Origin of the sequence: Streptomyces sp. NPDC049887 (assembly GCF_040656535.1) — a bacterium.
Taxonomy (GTDB): domain Bacteria; phylum Actinomycetota; class Actinomycetes; order Streptomycetales; family Streptomycetaceae; genus Streptomyces.
Genome location: NZ_JBFAMM010000008.1, coordinates 237,109 through 262,331 on the forward strand (window position 1 = coordinate 237,109; position 25,223 = coordinate 262,331).

The window sequence follows — 25,223 nt, forward strand, 5'->3', positions numbered from 1 at the left end:
GCCCACGACCATCATGTCGGTGTGGGTCCGGTGGGGCCTCTTCATCGCTGTCACCGTCCTCGGTGCGTGGTGGGTGCGCGGGTCGGTTCCGGTGTGCCGTCCGGGGGTTCGCGGTTTCGGGGGTTCGGGGTTTCGGGGGTTCGGTACCTCCACGGCGGCTGCGGTGCCCCTCCCCGCGTCGTCGGGTCGTACCCGGCCGCACGTGGCGCTGGCGGGTGCGGTCAGCCGGTGCCGCGGCCCTCCTTGAAGCGCGTCAGTCCGTCGCCGAGCGCCACGATCGGACGGGGATAGTCCAGCCCGGCACGGTCGGTGTCGGGCAGTTTCCAGGGTTCGTGCACGGCGGATCCGCCGATGGCCTCCAGTTCCGGCACCCAGCGGCGCACATAGGTCCCGTCGGGGTCGTAACGGTGGGCCTGGCGGACGGGGTTGAGCACCCGGTTCGGCCGGGTGTCCGTGCCGGTGCCCGCCACCCACTGCCAGTTGAGCTGGTTGTTCGCGAGGTCGCCGTCGACCAGCAGGTCCAGGAAGTACCGGGCGCCGACGCGCCAGTCGACGTACAGCGTCTTGGTGAGGAAGCTCGCGGTCAGCAGCCTGCCCCGGTTGTGCATCCAGCCCTCGTGGCGGAGCTGGCGCATCGCGGCATCGACGATCGGGTAGCCGGTGCGGCCGTTCTTCCACGCCTCGATGTCGGCCCCGGCCTCCTTCCCCGAGCGCCAGCGGTCGTGCCGGGGCCGGTAGTCGGCGAAGGCCGCGTCCTGCCGGGCGGCGAGCACCTGGTGGTGGAAGTCGCGCCAGCACACCTGTCGTACGAAGGCCTCGGCGCCCGGCCCGCCGGTCGCCCGGGCCCGGTGGACGGCCTCGGCCGGGGAGAGGGTGCCGAAGTGCAGATGGGGCGAGAGTCGGGAGGTCGCGTCGCCCGCCAGGTCGTCGTGGCGCTCGTCGTAGCGGGCGAGACCGCCGCGCGCCCATGCGTTCAGCCGCTTGCGCGCCTCGCTCTCACCACCGTGGGCGAGCCCTTCCGACACCCCTCCGGCCTTCTCGACGTCCCCGCGGGAGGGCACCGGCTCGGATCGGATCCCGTCGGGCAGCCGGACCGTGCGCGGCGCCGCGAGAACGCCCCGGATCTCCTGCTGCGACCAGCGGCGGTGGTACGGGGTGAACACGGCGTAGTGGTCCCCGCCGGACGGGACGACGGCCCCGGTGGCGAGGGCGGTGACGACCGCGTCGTGGACGCGCAGCGTGCGGCCGTCCTCCTCCAGCGCGGTGCGCAGCCGTTCCTCGCGTGCGTGGGCGTAGGCGCTGACGCCGGCCGCCATGTGCACTTCACCGGCGTCCGCCTCCCGCGCGGCCGCACGGACCTCCTCGACGACGTCGCCGGAACGGACGACGAGCCTCCCGCCCCGCTCGCGCAGTCCTTCGTCGAGGTCGGTGAGGCAGTCGGCGAGGAACGCACGCCGGTTGGGTGGCGCGAATCCCGCGGCCTCGACGCGGTCGTCCCGTACGAACAGCGGTACCACCCGGTCCGCCGCCGCGAGTGCGGCGCGCAGCGGCGGATGGTCGTGCAGACGCAGGTCGGAGGTGAACAGGACGACCGCGGCGTTCATGGGACTCCTGGGTTGGCCGGGACGACTGGGAAGGTTGGGACGACTGGGGAGGTTGGGACGGCCGGGGTGACCGGGACGGTCCGGTGCTGGTGGAAGGACCGTGCCGGCCGGCCGGCCGGGAGTGGGGGCGGCGGCCGGCCCGGCAGGCGCGTACCTCGGGACGCCCGTGCGGACGGGCCGTCCGGGACACAGGTCCCCGGGACCGGCTCACGGGCCGCGGATGCTCCGTACGGTTCTTCCGCCGGCGTGCGCCTGCCGGATGCACGGCGTCCGGCGCGGCGCGCGAGGACGGTGGAAAGTCGCGGAAGCACTGGACCCCGCGCGAAGACAGATCGACCCGCGCCAGGACGGATCGGAGGGACCCGGAGATCGTGGTGAGGCCCCACCCCACGGGCCGCGCGGGCCCTGCGGCGGTCAGCGGACACGGGCCGACGGGGCGCTGTCCGGAGCGGGTCCGGTGCCGTCGGCGCCGTCCTTCGCGGCCGCCCGGGCGATGTTGCGTGCCATGCCTCCGAAGACGACGGCGTGGAACGGTGAGACGGCCCACCAGTACACGTGCCCGAGCAGTCCGTGTGGATGGAACAGGGCCCGCTGCCGGTAGCGGCTGCGGCCCCCCTCGCCGCGTTCGGCGTGCATCTCCAGCCACGCGAGACCCGGCAGCCTCATCTCGGCCCGCAACCGGAGCATCCGGCCCGGTTCGATCTCCTCCACCCGCCAGAAGTCCAGCGAGTCGCCGACCCTCAGCCGTGCGGCGTCCCGCCGGCCGCGGCGGAGCCCCACGCCGCCGACGAGCCGGTCGAGCCAGCCCCGCACCGCCCAGGCGAGCGGGAAGGAGTACCAGCCGTTGTCACCGCCGATCCCCTCGATGACCCGCCACAGGGCCTGCGGCGAGGCGTCGACGTCGAGGGCGCGCCGGTCGGTGTAGAGACTGCCCCCGGCCCAGTCCGGGTCAGTCGGCAGCGGGTCGCTCGGAGCCCCGGGCAGCGCGGCGGAGGACCACCGGGTGGTGACCTGCGCGTCGCGCACCCGCTGCAGCGCCAGCTCCAGGGCCCGGTCGAAACCGAGGGGTGCGCCGGGCGGATCGGGGACGTGGCGGGCGATGTCGTGCTCGCGGCAGACCACCTCGTGGCGCAGCGATTCGGCGAGGGGCCGGGCGAGGGCGGGCGGCACGGGGGTGACCAGGCCGATCCACAGACTGGACAGTCTCGGCGTCAGCATCGGCACGCCCAGGATCAGGCGCCTCGGCAGCCCGGCCACCTCGGCGTAGCGCCGCATCATCCGCTCGTACGTCATCACGTCCGGCCCACCGATGTCGAAGGACCGGTTCACGTCCGCCGGCATCCGGGCGCTGCCCACGAGGTAGCGCAGCACGTCCCGGACGGCGATCGGCTGGACGCGGGTGCTCACCCAGCTGGGTGTGACCATGACGGGCAGCCGCTCGGTCAGGTAACGGAGCATTTCGAAGCTGGCGGAGCCGGAGCCGATGACGACCGCGGCACGCAGCACCGTCGCGGGCACGGGTGAGCGGAGGAAGATCTCGCCCACCTCGGCGCGGGAGCGCAGGTGCGGCGAGAGCTCATGGCCGGGCACCTCCGCGGGCGTCAGCCCGCCCAGGTAGACGATGCGCCCCACGCCCGCCTCACCCGCCCGGTCGGCGAACGCGCGGGCCGCCTTGCGGTCGGCCTCCTCGAAGGACGGCCCGGAGCGCAGGCCGTGTACGAGGTAGTAGGCGACGTCGACGCCGCGCAGCGCGTCGACGAGCGAGTCCGGGTCGGTGACGTCGCCCCGTACCGTCTCCACCCGCCCCGCCCAGGGGTGGTCGCGCAGTTTCTCCGGCGAGCGGGCCATGCAGCGGACCCGGAAGCCGGCGTCCAGCAGCTCGGGCACCAGCCGGCCGCCGACGTAGCCGGTCGCACCGGTCACGAGGCAGCGCGGGCCCTCGGTGTTCCCGCCGTCGAGCTTTCCGTTCCCGCCGTTGCCCTGTCCGCTCATGCAAACCTCCGATTCCCGCGGAGCGGCGTTCCCCTGCCGATCCCCTGCCGGCCCGCCACTGTCACCTTGCCCTCTGCGGATGGCTTCCGCTCGGGGAGGGACGGCGGATGCGCGCCGGTGCCGCTCGGCGACCGCGTGGGACCACGGTGCCCGAACCGGCCGCTCCACCGTTGCCCCGCCTGCTCCCGGCCGGTCGGCGGGGTGCCTTTCGCCGTTCCGGCGCGAGCGGCGACGGAAGGGGCCCGGGAACGCGCCGGGAGGTGGTCGGGACGTCCTCGGGCAGGGCTCGGCCGAGGTTTGCGCCACGCACCCGCGGTCAGACGAAGAACACGTACGTATCGTCGCGTACGCAAGGAGCGGTGGAGGATGTCTGCTGATGAACTGACCGGGACGAAGCGCCCGGAAGCCGTGGTGCCGCGCACCCCCTCACAGGCACGCACCAGGGTGGAGGCGTTGCTGCGCGAGTGGCTGCTGCCCGCCGGCGGGGTTCCCGACGACACGCACGTGGTCGGCGACGCCGTCCTCGTGACGTCCGAGCTCGTGACCAACGCCCTTCGCCACGGCGGCGGCCTGACGAGCTTCGACGTCGAGATGACCGACCAGGGCTGCCGGGTGAGCGTCGGCGACCGCAGCGACCGTCTCCCGGAGCTCGCCTCCTCCCGGGACGGCAGCGGCGGGCTCCGCGTCGGAGGTCACGGCTGGCGCGTGATCCGGAGGCTGGCCCGGAGCATCACGATCACCCCGGAGGCACACGGGGGCAAGCGCGTGAGCGTGCTGATCTCCCTGGCCTGAGGCAAGGCGTACGGCCCGGATGAGAGCGTTCCGCCGGCGCGCCCTCGATACCCGGACGCCACACGCCCCCCTCCCGGGCGCCACACGGCTTGCGGGCGCTCCATGCTCGGGGGGCGCTCCATGCTCTCCGGGCGCTTCGGGCTCGGGGGGCGCCCCTCCCGCCTCCGGACGCCCCGCAGTCGAAGCCTCCGGGCGTGCCGCCTCGAAAGCGAACCCTGCGCCTCGCTGAACACCCGCCGTGGAGCCGAGGTTTACCCACAGCGACAGTGGTAACGCTCAGTAGCACACGGTCACCGAGGGAGATGAATCCCCTACCGGCAGATCCCCGTAGGAGCGGATCCCCGCAGAGGAGGAAGTCATGTCGATCAGTGCGCCGGCCATCCTCGGGGTGGCGGCCCTCATGATCCTCGCACTCGTCATGGCACGGCCCGTGCGGCGCGCACACCCCGGACGCTTCCGTCGCCGGGTCTCCACGCCGCGGCTCGAGCCGATGAGCCGCAGCGAGGCCGAGCAGTACCTGGCCCAATGGGCCGTGATCTCGGGCCGGTTCGTGGAGTCGCCCGGCGAGGCGACCATCAGGGCCCATGAACTGCTGGACACGGTGGCCACCGTGCGCGGACTGCCCACCGCTTCGCACGAACTCCGGACACGCGCCCTGCGCACCCTCTTCCCCGGTCATGCCGAGGCCGCCGGACGACTGCGCGCAGCCTCGGGGCGGGCGGCCGCGGGGAACGCGGACGTGGAGAGCCTGCGGCAGGCCATGCTGGCGGGCCGTGCGCTGCTCACGGAGCTGCTGGCGGCGGCGCCGCGCGTTCCCGACGTCGCGCCCGTCCCGCAGCGCAGGGTCCCGGCCCGGCGGGTTCCGCCGCAGCGCTCGGCGACGCTTCATCCGTGAGGTCCGTGCGTCAACGAGGTCCGCACGTCCGCGAGATCCGCACGTCGGTGAAGTCCGCACATCGGTGAGGTCCGCACGTCCGCGGGATCCGTGAGCGTGTCGCGGGATCCGCACCTCGACGGGACCCACGCCACGGCGGGACCGGCGTGCCCAGGTGCTCCGCCGGTCCGCCGCGTTCCGCGGAGGACGGCCCCATCAGCCCGTCCGAGACGCCGGAGCGGCGCGTCCCCGCCCGGGGTCCGCGCCGCTCCGCTCCCACCGGAGGGCGACAGACGGGGCCGACAACACGGCCTCGGGAACCGCCCGAAGCGGACGACACCGTGCGAACAGCCCTCGGCCGGTGGGTGAAGAAGGCATCCTTCTGGGTAAGCGGCGTTGACGAACGAAGAATTGCGCGGGGGTGAACATGCTGTCAGGCGACGTGGCCGGAGAGCGGCACCAGCCTTCGCGGCCGTCGGTGCCGACGAGCGCGGCCGCCGCCCGCGATCGGGTCGATCGGCTGCTTGAGGACCACTTCCGGGAGGCGCCGCAACACCGGCCGCCGACCCTGGTGCTGACGGATGCCCTGCTGGTCGCCTCGGAGCTGGTGACCAACGCGATCCGGCACGGAGGTGGGATCACCGGCTTCGCGGCACGGGTGACCGACGAAGGGCTGGAGCTGACGGTGCGGGACCGCAACCCCGCGGTGCCCGTCGTGCGACTCCGCCCGGACGGGCAGACGTTCCCCGTGGGCGGCTACGGCTGGCCCCTCGTCCAACGGCTCGCCACGGGCATCCGCATCGCCCCGCTGCGCGAGGGGAAGAGCATCACGGTCCTGCTCCCCCTCGGCCCGCGCTCTCCGGCCTGAACCCGGCACGTCGTACGCAGGCTGCTGGAGCCGCGGCTGCCGCGTGCCGGCACGAACCGCCCCGGTTCCCGGGCACCCCGGGCGGCCCCGACGGATCACGGTCCCGGAACCGCCGGTCCCGGGCCGTCGCAGGACGCCGTCCGGGCCCCGTCGCCCGTGACCCCGCGGCCCCGCACCCTGTCACCGCCCGCCGCGGTCCGTACCACTCGCACCGGCCCTCCGCCCGGTCCTTCGGCCGGTCCTTCGGCCGGTCCCGGCCGGGCCCTCCCTCGGCGCGCGGGATCGGGCCGGAACTGGTCTGCTGGATTGCGGGGCCGTCCGACCTGTCCTGGGAGAGATCCGGATGAGTACGTACCGAGTCGCGCAGGTCGCCGCCGCCGGCGGCCCGTTCGAAATCGTCGAGCGTGAGGTACCGCAGCCCGGCCCCCGTCACGTCCGGATCGCCGTCGAGGCCTGCGGCATCTGCCACAGCGACGACTTCTTCGTGACGGCCGGGCTGCCGGGCGTCACGTTCCCGGTGGTCCCCGGTCATGAGCTCGCGGGACGCATCGACGCCCTGGGCGAGGGCGTCGAGGACTGGGGCTGGCAGACCGGCGACCGGGTCGCCGTGGGCTGGTTCGGCGGCAGCTGCGGCCACTGCACCCCCTGCCGGCAGGGCGACTTCATCGTGTGCGAGAACCTCAAGGTGCCCGGCTGGGCGTACGACGGAGGCTTCGCGGAGTCCGTCATCGCCCCGGTCGACGCCCTGTCCCGGATCCCCGACCCGCTGACGGCGGCCGACGCGGGGCCGATGGCGTGTGCGGGGGTGACCACCTACAACGGGCTGCGACGAAGTTCGGCACGGCCGGGAGACCTGGTCGCCGTACTCGGCATCGGCGGACTGGGGCACCTCGCGGTGAAGTACGCGGTCGCGATGGGCTTCGAGACCGTGGCCATCGCCCGGGGCGCCGACAAGGCCGACTTCGCCCAACAGCTCGGCGCCCACCACTACGTCGACAGCACGGCCGGCACGTCCGTCGCGGACGCCCTGCGGTCCCTCGGCAGTGCCAGGGCCGTCCTCGCCACGGCCGCCAACTCCGCCGCCATCACGGCCACCGTGGACGGGCTGTCGCCGCGCGGTGAACTGGTGGTGGTCGGCGCCGATCCCGATGCCCTGGGGATCAATCCGGTGCAGCTGCTGATGAGCGGCCGGGTCGTCCGCGGCCACCCGTCCGGCACCGCGCAGGACGTGCAGGACACCATGGAGTTCAGCGCACTGCACGGGATCCGCCCGACGATCGAGACCCTGCCGCTGAGCCAGGCCGACGAGGCCTACCGGAAGATGATGTCGGGCAGCGCGCGCTTCCGTATGGTGCTCACCACCGGCTGACGGGCCGGCCCTCGGCGATGCGCCGACCCAGCCACCCCCCGGGGACCCACGGGCCCGCTCCGCGCGGGCCGGTGGCGGCGGCACCGGCCGCGGCGCTTCCCCGGCACCCTCTCGAGGCGGATGTGACCATGACCACTGCACGGGACCTGATGATCAGCGCCATGGACGTGGCGCCCGGCCGCCCCGTCGCGCAGGGCGATCTGTCGCTGGCGCTCGCGGGAGCGGAGGTGGTCGACCTGCTCGCCGCCGAGGCCGTCACCCTGGACGGCGATCGCATCGTGCCCGGCCTCAGCCCCGCCACGGGCGATCCGCTGCTGGACCAGGCCGCGACGGCGCTGGTCCGCGAGGCACCGTACGAGCTCGTCGGCGACTGGCTCTGGCGACGGGGCAGGGGCCTGTCCGCCGCGTATCGGGCCTCGCTCGAGGCGGAGGGGCTGTTCGGCCGGCCACGCCGCCGCGGGCTGCGTTTCCGCGCGGGCCGCGACGCGCCGGCCGATTCGGCGGAACGGCGGGCGGCATCGGAGCGCCTGGCCTCCGACGAGCCGGTCCTGGCCGCTCTGGCCTCGGCCGTCGGGATCCGCGACGGCGACGTGGGCGGCGGCGAGGACGGGCCGCACCGCGAGCGACCCGGCCAACCCGAGGTCCCCGAGGTCCCCGAGCACCCGGAAAGCCCCGAAACGGGTTACGAGGGCCGGAACGAGACCGGATCCGGGGACGGGGGCGGGACCGGCGGCGGCAGGGCGGGCGACGGAGGCCGGACGGGCGGGCTCCGGGAGGGCTCCGGTGGCTTCCCGGGCGTGTCCGACGACGTGGACACCGTGCTCGCGGCCGTCCTCGACGCGCTGACGCAGTTGGCGGCCGTCCGGCAGCGTCGCTCCGTCGAGCAGGCCGCGTTCGACAACATCTGGCGCGGCGACTGACGCGGAGCCGGGGCCGGTCCCCCCGTCACGGGTCCGTCCGCGGCCCCGACCGCTCCCCGGCTCTTCCGAGACCGCCCTCCGGTCTCGCGTCCCGCACCCCGGCGCCACGCGGGAACGGCGGGAGCCGTACCGGCCGCATCCACGACGGCCGGTCGGCGTCCCCGCGTACGACCGCGCCCGCGCCTTCACGATCGGAGGGGCTTTCAGGAGACGGCGTCCCGGACGGGCTGACGGCCGTGCGGGCGGGCCAGGTTGTCCGGAAGCAGGACGAGCCGGAGCTGCTCCTCCGTCAGCAGGCCCTTGGCGAGGACGAGTTCGCGCACGCTGCGGCCGGAACTCAGCGCCTCCTGGGCGACGGCGGTGGCCTGTTCGTAGCCGATGTGGGGGTTGAGCGCGGTCGCCAGGCCGATGGAACGGGTGACGAGGGCGGCGAGGTGGTCCCGGTTGGCGGTGATGCCCGTGACACAGCGCTCGGCGAGCGTCAGGCAGCCGGCCCGCAGATGGGTCAGGCTCTTGAGCAGACTGTGGGCGATCAGCGGTTCGAAGGCGTTGAGCTGGAGCTGCCCCGCCTCGGCCGCCATGGTCACCGCCATGTCGTTCCCGATGACCTCGAAGGCGATCTGGTTGACGACCTCGGGGACCACGGGGTTCACCTTGCCGGGCATGATGCTCGAACCCGCCTGCACCGGCGGCAGGTTGATCTCGGCGAAGCCGGCCCGCGGGCCGCAGGACAGCAGCCGCAGGTCGTTGCAGGTCTTGGAGAGCTTGACGGCGATCCGCTTCAGGACGCCGGACAGCTGGACGAACGCGCCGGCGTCCTGGGTGGCCTCGACGAGGTCCTCGGCGACGGTCAGCGGCAGGCCGGTGACGGTCCGCAGGTTCCGGGCCGCCAGCGCCGCGTACCGGGGGTGGGCGTTGAGCCCGGTACCGATCGCCGTGCCGCCGAGGTTGATCTCCCGGATGAGCTCACGGGCCTCGGTGAGCCGCTTGTGGTCCTCGCCGAGCATGACGGCGTACGTCGCGAACTCCTGGCCCAGGGTCATCGGGACCGCGTCCTGGAGCTGCGTACGGCCCATCTTGAGGACGTCCGCGAACTCCGCCGCCTTCGCGTCGAAGGCCCCGCGCAGCACCTCCATGGCGTCCAGCAGCCGCTGGGCGGCGAGGTCGAGGGCGATCTTCACGGCGGTGGGGTAGACGTCGTTGGTGCTCTGGCCGGCGTTGACGTCCTCCAGCGGGTGCAGCCGGGCGTACTCGCCCTTGCGATGGCCGAGGAGTTCCAGGGCCCGGTTGGCGACGACCTCGTTGGCGTTCATGTTCGTCGAGGTGCCCGCACCTCCCTGGATCACGTCGACGACGAACTCGCGGTGGAGTTTCCCGGCCCGTATCTCCTCGCACGCCGCCACGACCGCGTCCGCCTTGTCGGCGTCCAGGAGCCCGAGTTCACGGTTGGCGAGCGCCGCGGCCTGCTTGACGGAGGCGAGGGCGGTGACGAGGTCCGGGTAGGCCGAGACGGCGGTGCCGGTGATGGGGAAGTTCTCGACGGCCCGCAGGGTGTGGATGCCGTAGTAGGCGTCGGCGGGGACGTCGCGGTCGCCGAGCAGATCGTGCTCGCGGCGGAACGCGCCGGGGGCCTCGCCGCGCCGGTCGTCGGGGTGGGCCTGGTCGTGCATGGGCATGGCGCTCGGGGACCTTCGTCTCGGATGGCTGCGCGGGGGTGGTGAGGGTGACGGGTCGGGATGCGGGCGGGAGCGGGGCTACACCCGCGCCAGGTCCGCGGGCCGGGCGTCCGCGGCCGCCGGTTCGCCGAGCGCGTGGCGCAGCACCCGGTCCCGCTCCTGGGCGTCCGCGGTGGCGAGCAGGGCGCTCAGCACGGCGATCCGGGCCTGCCCGGCGCGGAGCGTGCCCGTCGGCACGGCACCAGCGGCCACCAGGTCGACGGCGCCGCCGTGCGTGTAGATCTCGGAGACCGGGCCGGCCTGGACCCGGGTGGTCAGGGCGACGAGCACACCGCGGGATGTGGCGGCGGCGACGGCGTCGGCGATCTCCGGGGTCGCGTTGCCGGCCCCGGTGGCCACCAGGACGACGCCCTGGGCCCCCGCGTCCAGCGCGGCGTTGAACAGCAGGGCGTCGGCGTCGCAGTGGTGCATGACCATGTCGACGCGGGGTGCCGTCCCCGGGACGGCGGGCAGCGCGAGCGCGGCGGGGCGCTGCGGCCTGCGCAGTACGGACACCCGGCCGAAGCCGATGCTCCCGAGGCGGCTGCCGGAGGGGTCGGCGAAGGCGTCGGGGGCGAGGGTCTGCGTCTTGACCGTGCCGCGGGCCGGGTGCAACTTGCCGTCGAAGGCGATCACGACGCCCAGACCGCGGGTCGTCGCGGCGGTCAGCAGGGCGTCGTGGAGATTGCCGGGACCGTCGCCGTCCGTCGCCCCGAGCGGGAGCTGCGCGCCGGTGAAGACCACCGGTCGGGGGTCGTCGTGGTGGAGGTCCACGAGGAAGGCCGACTCCTCGAGGGTGTCGGTGCCGTGGGTGACGACTATTCCGTCGACGCCGGGGTCCGCGAGCACCTCGTGGACCGTGCGGAGGAGGGTCAGTTGGTGGTCGGTGGTGAGCCGGGGGCTGTTCACGCTGAAGAGGTCCACGACCTCGGCGCCGACCCCCTCCGGCAGCGGGGCGGTGGCCATGACCTCTCCGCCGTTCGCGTCGGCGGCGAACCCGGAACCCTGCCAGCGGCTGGCTATCGTCCCTCCGGTACTGATGACGACGATGCGTCCCACGGTGCCCGTCCTCCTTCGTGCAGTGCCGTGCCGCAGTGGGGCGGCTGTTCCGACGGGGCACGCGGCCCGACCTCGCTCATGGCCCCGGCCGGGCAGCGCCCCATGGCTGACTCCGGGGGGTGGCCGGAGCAGTCGACGCAATCATAGGAGTTTCAGGGCGCAATTTGATCGCCACTTCAACCCGGTGTATCGCAGAACCATGGTGGATAATTGCGCCATGGACGAGATCGACAGGGCAATCTTGCGTGAGCTCCAGAACGACGGCCGGCTGAGCAACCAGGAGCTCGCGCAGCGCGTCGGCCTCACTCCGTCGCCCTGCATGCGCCGCGTGCGGCAACTGGAGCAGGACGGCGTGATCCAGGGCTACCGGGCGGTGATCGACCCCGATGCGGTCGACCGGGGCTTCGAGGTGCTGGTCTCCATCGAGGTGGCGCGCGACCGCGAGGTGGTCGAGTCCTTCGAGGCGGCTCTGCAGGACATCCCGGACGTCATCGAGGCGCACCGCCTCTTCGGCAGCCCGGGGTGCCTGCTGCGGATCGCGGTGAGCGATCTCCGCGCCTACGAACGGCTGTGGATCGAGAAGCTGACGGCGCTGTCCGGTGTCACCGAGGTCAACTCCCAGATCATCATGAAGCGCATCAAGGAAGCCCGGGGACTTCCGGTGGACGGCTGACGGAGCGCTTCGTCGGGGCAGAGCTGTCTGACGACGGCTGCCGGACGTCTGCGGTGGGGGCGCTGCCTCGACACGCGACGAACTCGGCAGTCGTAGCGCTCCGGTGCGGACTCGCGCGAGCCGTCGGCCCACGAGGTCGACCACCGGCCACCTTTGACCATTCCTTGTGAGGGGCGGTTCCGGACGACGCCGGGGTGACGGGAGTCCCATGGGACCCCAACGGGCTGGGTGGCGGTCGGGGCACGGAATCAAGGCCGGTCAGGTGGCTGCGGCGGTCAGGAGGGTGCTCAGGTGGGCGGCCACGGTCTCGGCGCCGGCGCCCCTGAGGACCGTGTAGTGGTCACCCGGGACCTCCGTGTGCGTGAACCCGCCCGCGCACAACGGGCGCCAGCCCTCGGCGGCCGCAGGGCCGCCGCCCGCCTCGGCCTGGAGGAAGTGCACGGCGGTGCCGGCGGCCAGGGGCCCACCGGGCCGGTAGCCGCACAGCGCCCGTGCGTTCGCCTCGAAGCGCTCGTAGACGGCCGCGAACTCGGTGAACGCGATGTCCGTCGGCAGGATCCCCGCCACGCGCACCGCCTCGTACAGCTCCTCCAGGCTCTCGAACGGCTCCGACGGCTCGGTCCAGGAGCCGCCGGTCAGGCCGGCGAGGTCGCGGGCCAGCCGGCCGAGCAGCCGGTCGCGGCTGATCTCGGCACGGGCCAGTTCCTGCGGGGTCTCCAGGACGTCGACGGCGGCCACCAGGTCCACCGTGCAGCCGCGGGCGGTCAGCTCCCTGGCCAGTTCGAGGGCCAGGACCCCGCCCATCGACCAGCCGCCGAGCCGGTACCGGCGCCCCGGCACCTCGTCGAGGACGGCCTGCGCGTACCTGCCGACGAGGTCGGCGAAGCTCGGCGTCGTGCCGTCGTGGCAGGGCGACTGGAGGGCGTAGAAGGGCTGGTCCTCGCCGAGCGCCCCGGCGAGCTCCGAGTAGCACAGGACGTCGCCGCCCACCGGGTGGGCGAAGACGAGCGGGACCGCGTCGCCCGTGGTGCGGACGGGGACCACGACCCTCCGGCCGAGGTCGTCCCGGGCCGACTTCCGGGCCTCGCGCAGTCGCCGCGCCAGGGCGCGCACAGTGGGCGCCCCGAAGAGGGCCGACACGGGCAGCTCCACTCCCGTCTCGCGGCGCAGGACGGACATCAGGCGCACGGCCCGCAGCGAGTCGCCGCCCAGCTCGAAGAAGTTGTCCGTGACGGAGAGGTCGGCTGGGCCGGGCTCCGGCTGCCCCTCGGCCGCCACGGCGCCGGCTCCCGGCCCGGTGCCGGGGCACCGCTCGGCGAAGAAGCCGCGCCACAGGGCCAGAAGGAACTCCTCCTCGGCGTCCGCGGGGTGCTCCACCGGATGGGCGGCGGCCAGGTCGTCGGCGAGGGCGGCGAGTGCCTTCCGGTCGACCTTTCCGTTCGGGGTCAGCGGGAACTCGTCCCGGACCGCGACGGCCGTCGGGACCATGTACGCCGGCAGGCGTTCGGCCAGCAACGTCTTCACGTCCTCGGCCGAGTGACCGGCCCCGGGCTCCAGAAGTACCTGGGCGGTGAGCCGGGTGCGGTGCCGGCCGCCCTGTACGCCGGCGACCGCCCCCCGTATACCGGGGCAGGCCAGCAGCGCGGCCTCGACGTCGCCGAGCTCGATGCGGTGGCCGCCGACCTTGACCTGCATGTCCTCGCGGCCCAGGAACTCGACCTCGCCGCTGGGCAGCAGCCGCCCCCAGTCGCCGGTCCGGTAGCGGCGGGCACCGGTGGCCGGGTCCGTGACGAAGCTGTGCGCCGTGCGCTCGGCGTCGCCGAGGTAGCCGCGGGCCAGGCCCACGCCGGCGATGTAGATCTCACCGGGCACCCAGCACGGCCGGGGCCGCATGAGCCCGTCACCCACGTACACGTGCTGGCCGCTCATCGACCGGCCGTACGGGATGGAGGGCGACTCGGCGTCCGCGGGGGAGATGCGGTGCCAGATGGACCAGATGGAGGCCTCCGTGGCACCGCCGAGGGACCACTGGCGGGCGTCCGGGAACAGCTTTCGCACCTCTCCCGGCAGCCCCACCGGGATCCAGTCGCCGCTCATCAGCACCGCGCGCAGCGGCGGCAGCGGCACCGTCGGGGCGGCCGCGGCGTACTCGGTGAGCATGGCCATCAGGGCCGGGACGCTGTTCCAGACGGTGACGCCGGCTTCCGTCATGAGCCGCAGCCAGGCGTCGGGTTCTCGGGTGTCGTCGGGTGCCGGGAGCACCACGGCGCCGCCGGCCGACAGAGGGCCGAAGATGTCGTAGACGGAGAGGTCGAAGTTGAGCGCCGAGAGGGCCAGCACCCTGTCCGAGGCGGTGCAGCCCAGCTCCCGGTTCACGTCCCGGACCGTGTTGACGGCGGGCCCGTGCTCGATCATCACGCCCTTGGGCACGCCCGTGGAGCCGGAGGTGTAGATGACGTACGCGAGGTCGCCGGGCGCGGTGTCGACGGCCGGGGCACCTGGGGCGGGGCGGGCCGGGGCCTCCGCCGCGGGCGGGGCGACCACGGTGACCGCGACGCCCTCGGGCCAGTCCACGGCGTCGGCGAGACCGGGCTGGGTGAGCGCCTCGGTGATCCCTGCGGAGCCGAGCACGTCGGCCAGGCGGCGAGCCGGCCAGTGCGGGTCCACGGGCACGTACGCGGCGCCCGCGCGCAGTGTCCCGAGGCAGGCCACGACCTGCTCCCAGCCCTTCTCCATGACGACGGCGACGAGGGACTCCCGGGCAGTGCCACGGGCCGCGAGCAGCGCCGCGAGCAGCGCCGACTCCTCGGCCAGTTCGGCGTACGTGAGAGTCCGGTCGGCGGCGATGACGGCGACGGCCTCCGGGGTCGCCGCGGCCCGTTCGAGGAACGCGAGGTGCAGCAGGGCGTCCGCGGGGAGGGCGGCGACGGGGTCCGGATCGCCGGCCGCGGCCGGGAGTCCGGCAGCGGTCCCGGTCCAGGCGGGCAGGGTCCAGGCGGACTCAGGCACAGAGTTCACGGATCAGTCCTTCGTAAGCGGCGAGCATGGCGTCCACGACACCCTCGGGAAACACCTCTTCGACCACGTCCCAGTTGAGGACGAGCGCGCCGTCCTCCTCGAACGCCTGGTGGTCCAGGACGACCTGGGGCGTGCGGACCCCGCTCCACACCGGGATGCCCGTGTCGCCGAGCAGGCACAGTGCGCCCACCGGGCCGGCCGGGCGCTGGACGCCGGGTACGGGGGCGCCGATGGTGCTGTTGAACACGACGGGCAGCCGTGCCCGGCCCGCCTCCCCGTCGAGCCGGCTCAGGTCGCGCAGGACGTCGAGGCCGGTGTAGGCGACGTGCTCCATGTCCTGGAGCAGCTGCCGCTGGATGCCCGCGGCGACCTCGCGGAACGGGGCGGCCTCGTCCACGTGCACCTCCAGCAGCGTGGTGGAGGAGAAGTTTCCGACCACCGTGGACATGTCCTCCTCGGTGAAGGCGGAGCGCTGGGAGACCAGGACCGTGAGCGTGAAGTCCGGGCCCTTCGACCAGCGAGCGAGCACCTGGCAGTACGCGGCGAGCACAGCGCCGGAGGCGGTCAGCCCCGCGGCCGCCGCGTTCCTCCTGAAGCGCTGCCACTGCGGGGCCTCGACCCGGATGAACCGGTTGCCGAAGGCGGGCCGGCGGACGTCGCACAGCGGTACGGCGTAGGGCAGGCGGGGCGCAGGCGGCAGGGTCCCGGCACGCTCCTGCCAGTAGGCGCGGCTCGGCTCGATCTCGGCGGAGGCCTGGTACCGGGCCGCCCGCTCCACGTGGTGGGCGAAGGAGCCACCGGTCGCGGGGAGCGGGGCCCGTGGATCGCGGTAGAGGCGGGCCCACTCGTTGAACAGGAGCGTGCTGCTCGCGCCGTCCGAGACCAGTACGTCCACGACCACGTGGAGCCGGGTGACGGCCTCGTCCACGCGGGTGGCCCGGACCAGGACCAGCGGCCAGCGGGAGGTGTCGAACGTGTGGGTGGACACCTCCTCGTGGATATCGGCCAGCCGGGCGGTCCGCTCGGCGGGGCCGAGCGGGCGGATGTCCTCGACGGGGATCCGGAAGTCCGGCACCTCGCCGAGCACCCTCTGGGTGCCGGCCGGGTCGAAGACAGCGCGAAGCATCTCGTGGCGGTCCACGAGCTGCCGGAACGCGCGCTCGGCGGCCCGTACGTCGAACCCGGTGAGGTCGACCTCGATGCACAGCACCGTCGGCACGTTGCCGAGCTCGAAGTCACCGGCGCGACCGGCGACGTAGGCCTCCTGAAGCTTGGTGAGCGGGAACGGCGCGGAGTCGGGCCGCGCCGGACGCCGCGGGGCGACGGCCGGGGCCGGGGTCAGGGAGGCACCTCCGGCTGCTGCTGCGGCCGTCCCGCGCCCGGCGGCCGAGCAGGCGGTGCCGCCCCCCGCCTCGCCGGTTCCGGTCCCGGGGTGCGCGTCCGCGGCGGGGCCCGTCGCGGACGCACCGTCATTTCCCGGGCTGCCCGGGGCCCGCTCCGGTGCCGTGCCGCCACCGCCAGGTCCGGGCGGGCCGAACAGGTCGACCACGTGCTGGGCGAGCGCCTCCGGGGCCGGGTGGTCGAAGACCGCGGTGGCCCCGAGGCGGATGCCCAGGGACTTGCCGAGCCGGACCCGCAGCTCCATGGAGGTCAGCGAGTCCACGCCCATCTCGTAGAACGAGCGCTGCGCGTCCACCCGTTCGGCCTTGAGGCCCAGCAGGCCCGCCACGCACTCCTTGACCAACCCGACCGCGGCGACGAGGCGCTGGTCGGCCGAGGCGTCCGAGGAGGTCAGTACCGCGAGCGCGGCGGCTCCGGGCTCCGCGCCTGCGGCAGCCGTGGCCGTGCCGGCGGGCACGGAGGCGGGGGCGGGGGCGGGCGCGCCGGGCGCCGGTGCCGCCGGACGGTCGGCCGGGCGGGCGGCCGGGCGGTCGGCCGGGCGGGGCACCTGGCCGCCGCCCGTGCCCGCGGTCGCCCCCGCCAGCCGGGTCAGCAGGAACGGTGTGTCGCCCGCCCCCGGTCCGGTCGTGTCCGGCAGCGCCAGCCGGGCGCCGACGAGGGCCGGGGCGGTCCCCGCGGCCGTGGCGTCGAACAGCGCCAGGCCGTCGGCCGTCTCGAACGGCACGACGCCGTTGCGCCGCAGGCGCAGCAGGTCGCCCTCGTCGAGGTGGCCGGTCATACCGGTGGCCTCGGCCCACAGGCCCCAGGCGACGGACCGGGTGGCCCGGCCCTCGGCGGACCGCCAGGCGGCGAACTGGTCAAGGAAGGTGTTGGCACCGGCGTAGTTGGCCTGGCCGGGGCCGCCGAGCACGCCGTAGAGGGACGAGAACAGCACGAAGAAGCGCAGGTCGTCCTCCCGCGTGGCGGCGTCCAGGTGCCAGGCCGAGTCGACCTTGCTGCGCAGTACGCGGTGCAGCTGGTCGGGGGTCATGTTCGCGACGATCGAATCGTCGAGCAGGCCGGCTGCGTGCACGACGCCGGCGACGGGTCCGCGGGACCGGATCTGCGCGAGGACGCGACGCACGTCGTGTGCGTCGGCCACGTCGGCGGCCAGCACCTGCACGGCGGCGCCGAGTTCGGCCAGTTCGGCGCGGAAGTCCGCGATGCCCGGGGCGCGTTCGCCACTGCGGCTCAGCAGGGCCAGGGACCGGACCCCCCAGGCGGTGACCAGGTGACGTGCCACCTCCCGGCCGAGGGTGCCGGTGCCGCCGGTGAGCACCACGGTGCCGTCGCCCACGTCGGGCAGGGGCGCGACGGCCGCGACGTGCGGGACGAGCTGGGGCATCAGCACGCGCCCGCCACGGACGGCGAGTTGCGGCTCGGTGCGCCGCAGCGCCCGCAGGAGGGCCTCGGTGGCGCCCAGCGCCGCTGTGTCGGCGTCGACCACCCGGAACTGTCCCGGGTGCTCGGTCTGGGCGGATCGGACCACGCCCCAGACGGCGCTGTCCCCGAGGGAGAACGACTCATCACCCGGGACGGCCACGGAGTCCTGCGTCACGAAGGTCAGCACTGCCGTGTCCGGCAGGGTCTCGGTGCGCAGCCACGTCTGCAGTGCGGCCAGGGTCCGCTCGGCGGACTCGTGCGCCTGCTCGACCGCGGTGGCCCGGGGGGCGGGGCAGCCCATGACGACCTGCCAGGTACCCGGGATCGACGAGACGATCACGATCGCCTCGTCGAGGGTGGCCACCGAGATTCCCTCCCGGTTGGCGTCGCGCAGTGCGGCCGGCAGCGGACCCTCGTCCCCGCCCACCACGCACAGCCGCACGTCCTGGGACGCCTCACCCGCCGGCTTCTGCCAGATCGTCTCGAAGAGGCCGGCGTGGTCGAGGTCGACCGGGGCCGGTGCGGCCCCGTCGAGGGCCAGGCCCCGTACGACCATCCGCTCGACTTCGAGCAGGACGGTGCCGTCGGCCGCGGCCAGCGTCAGCGCGATCGCGTCCGGGCCGACCCGGTGGGCCAGCGCCTCGCAGGCGACAGCCCCGGCCGCGGCCGCCGTCCGTACTCCGTTGAACACGAACGGCACCGCGACCCGCCCCGGCACCGGCTCCCCGAGCAGCCCGCAGGCCACGGCGGCGTGCAGGGCGGCGTCGGTCAGAGCCGGGTGGGCGGCGAAACCGCTGTGATTGACCAGGGCCGCCTCGGGCAGCTCGATCCAGGACCGGACCCAGTCGGCGCCCAGGTGCTCGCCGGAGCGCACCCCCTGGAACGCCTCGCCGTAGCCGTAACCCAGGGCGCGCAACCGCGGGTAGAGGGTCTCGGCGGCGGGCAGCACGGCCGTGCCCGGCGCCGCGGCCAGGTCCACCACGTCCGTACCGGGGCGCGCGGCGGCCAGCAGGCCCTCCGCGTTGCGCACCCAGCCGGCGTGGGCTGCGGTACGGGAGTGCACGGTGGCGGCGCGCGTGCCCTCGGCGTCCGCGGGCGCGACGGCGACCTGGACGTCCACGGCCGTGCCGGCCACCGGCAGCGGCAGCGGGTCGCTGACCACCATCTCCTCGAGGCGCTCGCAGCCCACCTCTCGGCCCGCTGTCAGCAGCAGTTCCATGAAGGCCGTGCCCGGCAGCAGCGCGGTGTCCTCGACGCGGTGGTCCATCAGCCAGGGGTGGCTGCGGACGGACAGCCGACCGGTGAGCAGCACCGTGCCGTCGGCCGCCTCGACGACGGACCGGAGGAACGGGTGGCCGCCGTCGGCGACGGGGCTCGGGAGGACGGCCGGCACGGTGTCGGCGGCGCGGGCCCGCAGGGCCGGGGTCGCACGGCCCACGCCCTCGGTCTCCAGCCAGAACCGCTCGCGCTCGAACGGATAGGTGGGCAGCTCCACTGAGGCCACGGCGCGGGCGGGCGCGGCGGGCAGCAATTGGGTCCAGTCCAGTGCGTGGCCCTGGACGTGGGCCTCGGCGGCCGCGGCGAGGAAGCGCTCGTGGGTGCCCTGGTCGCGCCTGAGGGTCACGGACACCGGTGCGGTGCTACCGGCCTCCTCGAGGACGGCCTCCAACGAGCCGGTCAGGACGGGGTGCGGGCTGATCTCCACGAAGGCGTCGAAGCCGTGCGAGAGCATTTCGGCGATCGTCCCGGCGAACCGGACCTGGCTTCGCAGATTGCGGAACCAGTAGCCGGCGTCGAGCTCGTCGCCGCGCAGCCGGGCCATGTCCACGGTGGAGAACATCGGGACGGCGGACGGAACCGGTGTGACCTCGGCGAGCCCGGCGAGGACCTCCTCGCGGAGCTCCTCCATGACCGGGGAGTGGGAGGCGCAGTTGGCGGGCACCCGGCGGGCGTAGCGGCCGCGCTCCTCGCACAGGTCGAGCAGGCGCGCGAGGCCGGGCTCGTCGTCGCCGGAGACCACCACGAAGGAGGGGCCGTTGACGGCGGCGACCACCAGGTCGGCGTCGGCCTCGGTGATCAGCGCCGCGGTCTCCTCGGGGGAGGCGGCGACGGCGGCCATGCCACCGCGGGAGTGCTCCAGCACCCGGCTGCGGCAAGCCACGACCATGGCCGCGTCCTCCAGGGACAGTCCCCCGGACAGGCAGGCCGCGGCGACCTCGCCCTGGGAGTGGCCGACGACGGCGGCCGGCTCGACCCCCGCGGACTGCCACAGGGCTGCCAGGCCCAGCATCGTGCAGAACAGCAGCGGCTGGATGACGTCGGTGCGCTCCGGGTCGGTCCCGGTGTCCTCGCCCCAGAGCACGGCCATCAGGTCGTAGTCGAGGTACGGCTTGAACGCCGCGGCGCACTCCTCCACCCGCAGCCGGAAGACGTCGGACTCGGCGAGCAGCGAGGCCGCCATGCCGGGCCACTGCGAGCCCTGACCGGGGAAGACGAAGACGGGTCGGCGGATGCGGCGGGCCTCACCGCGGACCACCGGGGCGTCCTCCTGTCCGGCGGCGAACGCACGCAGTGCGGCGGCGAGTTCGACGTTGCCGTTGCCGACGGCAGCCGCGCGGTACTCGTAGCACTCGCGGCGGGTGCGCAGTGCCTGGCCGACGGCCGGCAGGGGATCGGTTCCGGCGTCCAGCGCGGTCGCCAGCGCCTCGGCGTAGGCGGCCAGTGCGGTGGGGGTCTTGGCCGAGAGGGTCAGTACCTGGGGGCCGGCGGCGGGCGCGGTCCCGGAGTCGTCCGCGGTGGCGGGGTCGTGCAGGACGTCCGGGCCGTCCGCGGTCTCGCCCCAGCCCTCCAGGATGACGTGCGAGTTGGTGCCGCTGACGCCGAACGAGGAGACGGCGCAGCGCCGGACCCCGTCGCGGAGCGGCCAGGGCCGGTTCTCCCGCAGCACTTCCACCGAACCCGACCAGTCGACCAGCGAGTTGAGCGGGCCGTCCACATGCATCGTGCGGGGCATCTCGCCGGCGCGCATGGCCGTCAGGCACTTGATGACGCCGCCTACGCCGGCGGCAGCCATGGAGTGGCCGATGTTCGACTTGAGGGAGCCGAGCCGGACCGGCTCGTCGCGCTCGCCCGCACCGTACGTGGCATGGATGGCGTTGACCTCGATCGGGTCGCCCAACCGGGTCGCGGTGCCGTGCGCCTCGACCAGTTGAACGTCCTGGGGCGCCAGGTTCGCGTCGGCCAGCGCCTGCTCGATCACCTTGGCCTGCGCCTTGCCGCTGGGGGCGGTCAGGCCGTTGCTGGCGCCGTCCTGGTTGACGGCGGTGCCCTTGATGACGCCGAGGATCCGACGGCCCAGGCGGCGGGCCTTCGACAGCGGCTCCAGCACCAGGACTCCGGCGCCCTCTGCCCAGACGGTGCCGTTGGCGGCGTCGGAGAAGGTGCGGCAGCGGGCGTCGGGCGACAGCGCCTGCTTCTTGGCGTAGTCGACGAACATGCCGGGGCCGGCGAGCACGGTGCAGCCGCCCGCCAGCGCCAGTTCCGTCTCCCCGCTGCGCAGGGAGCGCACGGCGGTGTGGATGGCCACGCCGGAGGACGAGCAGGCGGTGTCGATGGTGACAGCCGGTCCTTCCAGGCCCAGCAGGTAGGAGATGCGGCCGGAGGCGACGCTGGGCGAGGTTCCGGTGCCCATGAAGCCGGCCGTCTCGTCCTGCCAGCGCCACAACGGCATGCCGTACTCATTGGGCATGACGCCGACGAACACGCCCGTGCGGGAGCCCTTGAGCGTCGAGGGGACTATGCCGGCTCGCTCGATGGCCTCCCAGGCGACCTCCAGCAGGGTGCGCTGCTGCGGGTCCATGGCCTTGGCCTCGGCGGGCCGGATGCCGAAGAAGGCCGCGTCGAAGCGGTCGGCGCCGTGCAGGAAACCGCCCTCGCGCACGTAGGCCGGGTCGTACAGGTCCTCGGTGTCCCAGCCGCGGTTTCCGGGGAAGCCGCCGACGGCGTCCCGGCCGCCGGCGACCAGGTCCCAGAGGGCTTCCGGGGTGTCCGCACCGCCGGGATAGCGGCAGGCCATCCCGATCACGGCGATGTCGTCGCGCGCTATGTCGTTCTCAGCCATGCCTCGACTCCATCTCCTCGTTCACACATGCCGCCATTTCGCTGATCGTGGGGTGGTCGAAGACCACGGTCTCCGGGAGGTCGAGGCCGGTCGCCTTGATGAGCCGGTCCAGGAACTCCAGAAGCGTCATGGAGTCCACGCCCAGGTCAGTGAGGGGGACCTCGGGGTCCAGGTCGGGGACCGATCCGTCGAGCACGGCGGCGAGTTCGCGCTCGAGGAGGACCTGGGTGGCCCAAAGCCGGTCGCCCGCGTCGCCTGCGGCCTCCCAGGACGGTGCGTACGTGCCGGCGCCGGGTCCGGCGGCGAGCCTGGTGGTGGGCCCTGCGGCGGGAGCCGGGGAAGCGGCCGGGGCGGCTTCCCCGGCGGCAGCCGGGCCCGGCATCGGGAAGCGCTCCCGCTGGAAGGGGTAGGTGGGCAGGCCGGGCACGGGACGGTACCCGGCCCGGACCCCGGCCGCGGTCGGCGGCTGCGGGGCACGGCCCGCGTGGACGTACTCGCCGGCGGCCCGTACGGCGCCGGCCCCGCCCGGTCCTGCCACCGTCGCCCAGTCCGCGGGCACGGCGAAGCCGTGGCCGGCGGCCACCTTCGCCAGTCCGTCACGGAAGTGCGCCCGGTCGGCGCCGACCACCGCCGCCCGGTGCTCCCAGTGGGTGCGGCGGGCCAGGGTGGCGGCGATCGCCCGGACCCCGGCCGCGGGGCCGCCGGCCGAATGCTGGTCCAGCTCCCGCAGAAGGGCGTCCGCCAGGTCGCGGACCGCCTCCTTGGAGCGACCGGACAGGCACCACACGGTGCCGGTGGCGGCCTCCTGGTCGGGGTCCGGGTCCGAGGCCGCCGCCGGGGCGGGGCCGAGCACGACGTGGACGTTCGTGCCCCCCATGCCGAACGAGCTGACGCCGACGAGCTCCGTGGCGCCGAACGGCCTTTCCTCGTAGGCCTCGACGACGCGCAGGCCGAGGCCGGCCAGGTCGACGGCCGGGTTCGGGGTCTCGAAGTTCAGGCTCGCGGGCAGGGCCCCGTGAACCAGCACCAGGCAGGCCTTGATGAACCCGGCGATGCCGGCTGCCGACTCCAGGTGGCCGATGTTGGTCTTGACCGAGCCCACGGGCAGCGGATTCCCGGCGGGCCGGGCGCGACCGGCGGCCGCGCCGAGCGCGCGGGCCTCGACCGGGTCGCCCACCGGGGTGCCCGTGCCGTGGAGTTCGACGTACGCGAGGTCCTCCGGCCGGGCCTCGGCCACGCGCAGCGCGCGGGTGACGGCCTCGTACTGAGCGTCCTCGGACGGTACGGCGAGGCCGCCGCGGCCGCCGTCGTTGCCGACGGCGCTGCCGCGGACGACGGCGTAGACGTGGTCGCCGTCGCGCAGGGCGGTCGGCAGCGGCTTGAGGAGCACGCATCCGCCGCCCTCACCGCGTACGTAGCCGTTGGCTCGGGCGTCGAAGGTGTGACACCGGCCGTCCGGGGACAGTCCGCCCCACAGCCCGATCTGGTCGGTGACCTCCTGGAGGAGGTTGAGCTGGACACCGCCGACGAGCGCAGCCTCGCACTCGCCGAGCCGCAGGCTCGACATCGCGCGGTGCAGGGCGGCCAGGGAGGAGGACTGACCGGTGTCGACCACCTCGCTGGGGCCGCGCAGCCCGAAGTGGTGGGAGATCCGGTTGGCCAGCATGCACCGGGCGGTGCCCGCGTGGCCGAACCTGTCCAGGTCGCCGCCGGTGAGGTAGTGCGCGCGGAAGTCGTCGGCGGCGGCGCCGACGAACACGCCCCAGCCCGAGTCGCGGAGGTCGGAGGCGGGGCGGGCGGCGTCCTCGAAACACTCCCAGGCCAGTTCCAGCAGCAGCCGCTGCTGGGGGTCGGTGCAGCGCGCCTCGCGCTGCGAGACACCGAAGAAGGCGGCGTCGAAGGCGTCGACGCCCTCGACAAAGCCGCCGCGCGCGGCGTCGGTTCCGGAGGCCGCGCCGGCCGGCAGGCGGTCCGCGGGGACGGGGCCCACGCTCTCCGTGCCGGTGGCCAGGTTGTTCCAGAAGGCGGCCGGACCGGCCGCTCCCGGGAACCGGCAGGACATTCCGATGACGGCGACGGGGATCACGGCCCCGTCGCCGGAGGTGTGCCGTGTCATTGCTCCCGTCCCCACCCTGCGGGGGCGGGACCGGGCCCGACGCGCAGCGTGCGCAGCCCGCGGAACGTCGGGCTGGCCTTCCAGTCGAACTCCTCGTCCGGGGTGAGGACGGCCAGCCCGGGGCAGCGCTCGATGAGCGTCTCGAAGGCGACTTCCGCCTCCATCCGGGCGAGGTGCTTGCCGATGCAGTTGTGGATGCCGCCGCCGAACGCGAGGTGATCGCGGCGGGGCCGGGCGATGTCGAACACGTCGGGCTCCGTGAAGCGGGATTCGTCGCGGTTGGCCGCGGCGAAGGCCAGGAACACGATCGCTCCCCGGGGGATGCGGACCCCGTTCAACTCCACCGGCTCGCTCGCGTAGCGGTAGAGGGAGAGGTTGAAGGGCGACTGGTGGCGGAGCATCTCCTCCACCGCGTCCGGGACCAGGCCCGGGTCGGACCACAGGCGCGCCCGCTGCTCGGGGTGGGCCGCGAGGGTCAGGAACCCGGTCACGATGAGGTTGGCCGTGGTCTCGTAGCCGGCCGCGAGCAGGGCGTACGCCTGGGCCACCGCCTCGTCCTCGTCCAGCGAGGTGGCCGGCTGGGTGAGCACGTCAGCCGCGCCGCCGCCGGCGCCGCCGCTCCGTTCCCGGATCAGCCCGCGCAGGTACTCGACCATCAGTCCCGCGTCGCGCTGCAGGACCTCCGGCGGCGCGTCACCGGTGATCGTCTGGACCCAGCCGTGAAAGGTACCGCGGTCGGCGTCGGGGACGCCGAGCGTGCGCGAGATCACGGAGATGGAGAAAGGAAAGGCAAAATCCTGGACAAGATCGAAGCTCTCCGCCCCGGCGACCTTCGCCAGGGTCTCCAGCGCGGCGCGCCGGACGCCGTCCCGCCGCCCGGCCACCGAACGCGACGTGAACATCGCGTTGAGCGGCTTGCGCAGGCGTGTGTGCACCGGCGGATCGTTGTTCGCCATGTTGTTGTAGAGCAGTGAGCCGCGGGCCGCGCCCGCCCCGCCGCTCCGCGCCGCGAAGAGCGGCATGGCCTCGTCGATGCTCTTGCGGAACCTCGGGTCCCGTAGGACGAATTCGACGTCCTCGTAAGCCGTGACGAGCCAGGCCTCCAAACCGGGCGGCAAGTACGCCATTCCGGTCTTCAGCACGATGGGAGTCGGCTTGTTGCCGTTCTCTTTGATGACCCGGTAGGCCGGATGCGGATCTGCGTAGAAATCGTGATCGAGGGCTATCGGACACCGACGGGTCCGGTCGCCGTTGCGACCTGTCATCTGAACCTTCAAAGG

Annotated in this window: 14 protein-coding genes; 6 read left to right on the forward strand and 8 right to left on the reverse strand. The window is 74.1% G+C overall.

Features of this window, described 5'->3' with window-relative positions:
* Positions 1-221 precede the first annotated feature (221 nt).
* Both AB0J10_RS13220 and AB0J10_RS13225 read right to left on the reverse strand, forming a co-directional pair.
* Positions 222-1,604 (reverse strand): deoxyribodipyrimidine photo-lyase, encoded by a 1,383-nt coding sequence (locus AB0J10_RS13220; RefSeq protein WP_363060907.1) that lies wholly within the window; start codon positions 1,602-1,604, stop codon positions 222-224.
* Between the two features lie 414 nt (positions 1,605-2,018).
* Positions 2,019-3,596 carry an SDR family oxidoreductase gene (locus tag AB0J10_RS13225; RefSeq protein ID WP_363060909.1) on the reverse strand — a complete coding sequence of 526 codons (1,578 nt, stop codon included), beginning with the start codon at positions 3,594-3,596 and terminating at the stop codon, positions 2,019-2,021.
* Positions 3,597-3,962: 366 nt separating this feature from the next.
* Between AB0J10_RS13225 and AB0J10_RS13230 the strand changes: the two genes are divergently transcribed.
* The 5 genes from AB0J10_RS13230 (at position 3,963) to AB0J10_RS13250 (ending at position 8,419) form a co-directional block, all read left to right on the forward strand.
* Positions 3,963-4,388: an ATP-binding protein gene (locus AB0J10_RS13230; protein ID WP_363060911.1), complete on the forward strand. Its 426-nt coding sequence runs from the start codon at positions 3,963-3,965 to the stop codon at positions 4,386-4,388.
* Between the two features lie 358 nt (positions 4,389-4,746).
* Complete coding sequence (locus AB0J10_RS13235) at positions 4,747-5,283, forward strand: hypothetical protein (RefSeq protein WP_363060913.1); 537 nt, start codon at positions 4,747-4,749, stop codon at positions 5,281-5,283.
* A gap of 406 nt (positions 5,284-5,689) precedes the next feature.
* Positions 5,690-6,130, forward strand: coding sequence for an ATP-binding protein (locus AB0J10_RS13240; RefSeq protein WP_363060967.1), 441 nt, complete (start codon positions 5,690-5,692; stop codon positions 6,128-6,130).
* 343 nt (positions 6,131-6,473) lie between these two features.
* Positions 6,474-7,499: an alcohol dehydrogenase gene (locus AB0J10_RS13245; protein ID WP_363060915.1), complete on the forward strand. Its 1,026-nt coding sequence runs from the start codon at positions 6,474-6,476 to the stop codon at positions 7,497-7,499.
* Between the two features lie 128 nt (positions 7,500-7,627).
* Positions 7,628-8,419 carry a GPP34 family phosphoprotein gene (locus AB0J10_RS13250; RefSeq protein WP_363060917.1) on the forward strand — a complete coding sequence of 264 codons (792 nt, stop codon included), beginning with the start codon at positions 7,628-7,630 and terminating at the stop codon, positions 8,417-8,419.
* A 203-nt stretch (positions 8,420-8,622) separates the two neighbouring features.
* Here the strand turns inward: AB0J10_RS13250 and aspA are convergent, their stop codons facing one another.
* Positions 8,623-10,089 (reverse strand): aspartate ammonia-lyase, encoded by a 1,467-nt coding sequence (aspA, locus tag AB0J10_RS13255; RefSeq protein WP_363060969.1) that lies wholly within the window; start codon positions 10,087-10,089, stop codon positions 8,623-8,625.
* A gap of 84 nt (positions 10,090-10,173) precedes the next feature.
* Positions 10,174-11,193, reverse strand: a complete 1,020-nt coding sequence (locus AB0J10_RS13260; RefSeq protein ID WP_363060919.1) for an asparaginase — start codon at positions 11,191-11,193, stop codon at positions 10,174-10,176.
* Between the two features lie 217 nt (positions 11,194-11,410).
* On the opposite strand from AB0J10_RS13260, the gene AB0J10_RS13265 reads away from it, so the two are divergent.
* Positions 11,411-11,866, forward strand: a complete 456-nt coding sequence (locus AB0J10_RS13265; RefSeq protein ID WP_363060921.1) for an Lrp/AsnC family transcriptional regulator — start codon at positions 11,411-11,413, stop codon at positions 11,864-11,866.
* A 258-nt stretch (positions 11,867-12,124) separates the two neighbouring features.
* Here the strand turns inward: AB0J10_RS13265 and AB0J10_RS13270 are convergent, their stop codons facing one another.
* The 4 genes from AB0J10_RS13270 to AB0J10_RS13285 are packed head-to-tail and all read right to left on the reverse strand — an operon-like array spanning position 12,125 to position 25,208.
* Positions 12,125-14,884, reverse strand: coding sequence for an amino acid adenylation domain-containing protein (locus AB0J10_RS13270; protein ID WP_363060923.1), 2,760 nt, complete (start codon positions 14,882-14,884; stop codon positions 12,125-12,127).
* Positions 14,868-21,827, reverse strand: coding sequence for an SDR family NAD(P)-dependent oxidoreductase (locus AB0J10_RS13275; RefSeq protein WP_363060925.1), 6,960 nt, complete (start codon positions 21,825-21,827; stop codon positions 14,868-14,870). The genes AB0J10_RS13270 and AB0J10_RS13275 overlap by 17 nt, the downstream gene beginning before the upstream one ends.
* Positions 21,820-23,943 carry a beta-ketoacyl synthase N-terminal-like domain-containing protein gene (locus tag AB0J10_RS13280; RefSeq protein WP_363060927.1) on the reverse strand — a complete coding sequence of 708 codons (2,124 nt, stop codon included), beginning with the start codon at positions 23,941-23,943 and terminating at the stop codon, positions 21,820-21,822. The genes AB0J10_RS13275 and AB0J10_RS13280 overlap by 8 nt, the downstream gene beginning before the upstream one ends.
* Positions 23,940-25,208: a cytochrome P450 gene (locus tag AB0J10_RS13285; protein ID WP_363060929.1), complete on the reverse strand. Its 1,269-nt coding sequence runs from the start codon at positions 25,206-25,208 to the stop codon at positions 23,940-23,942. Before AB0J10_RS13285 ends, AB0J10_RS13280 begins: the two co-directional genes overlap by 4 nt.
* Positions 25,209-25,223: the final 15 nt, after the last annotated feature.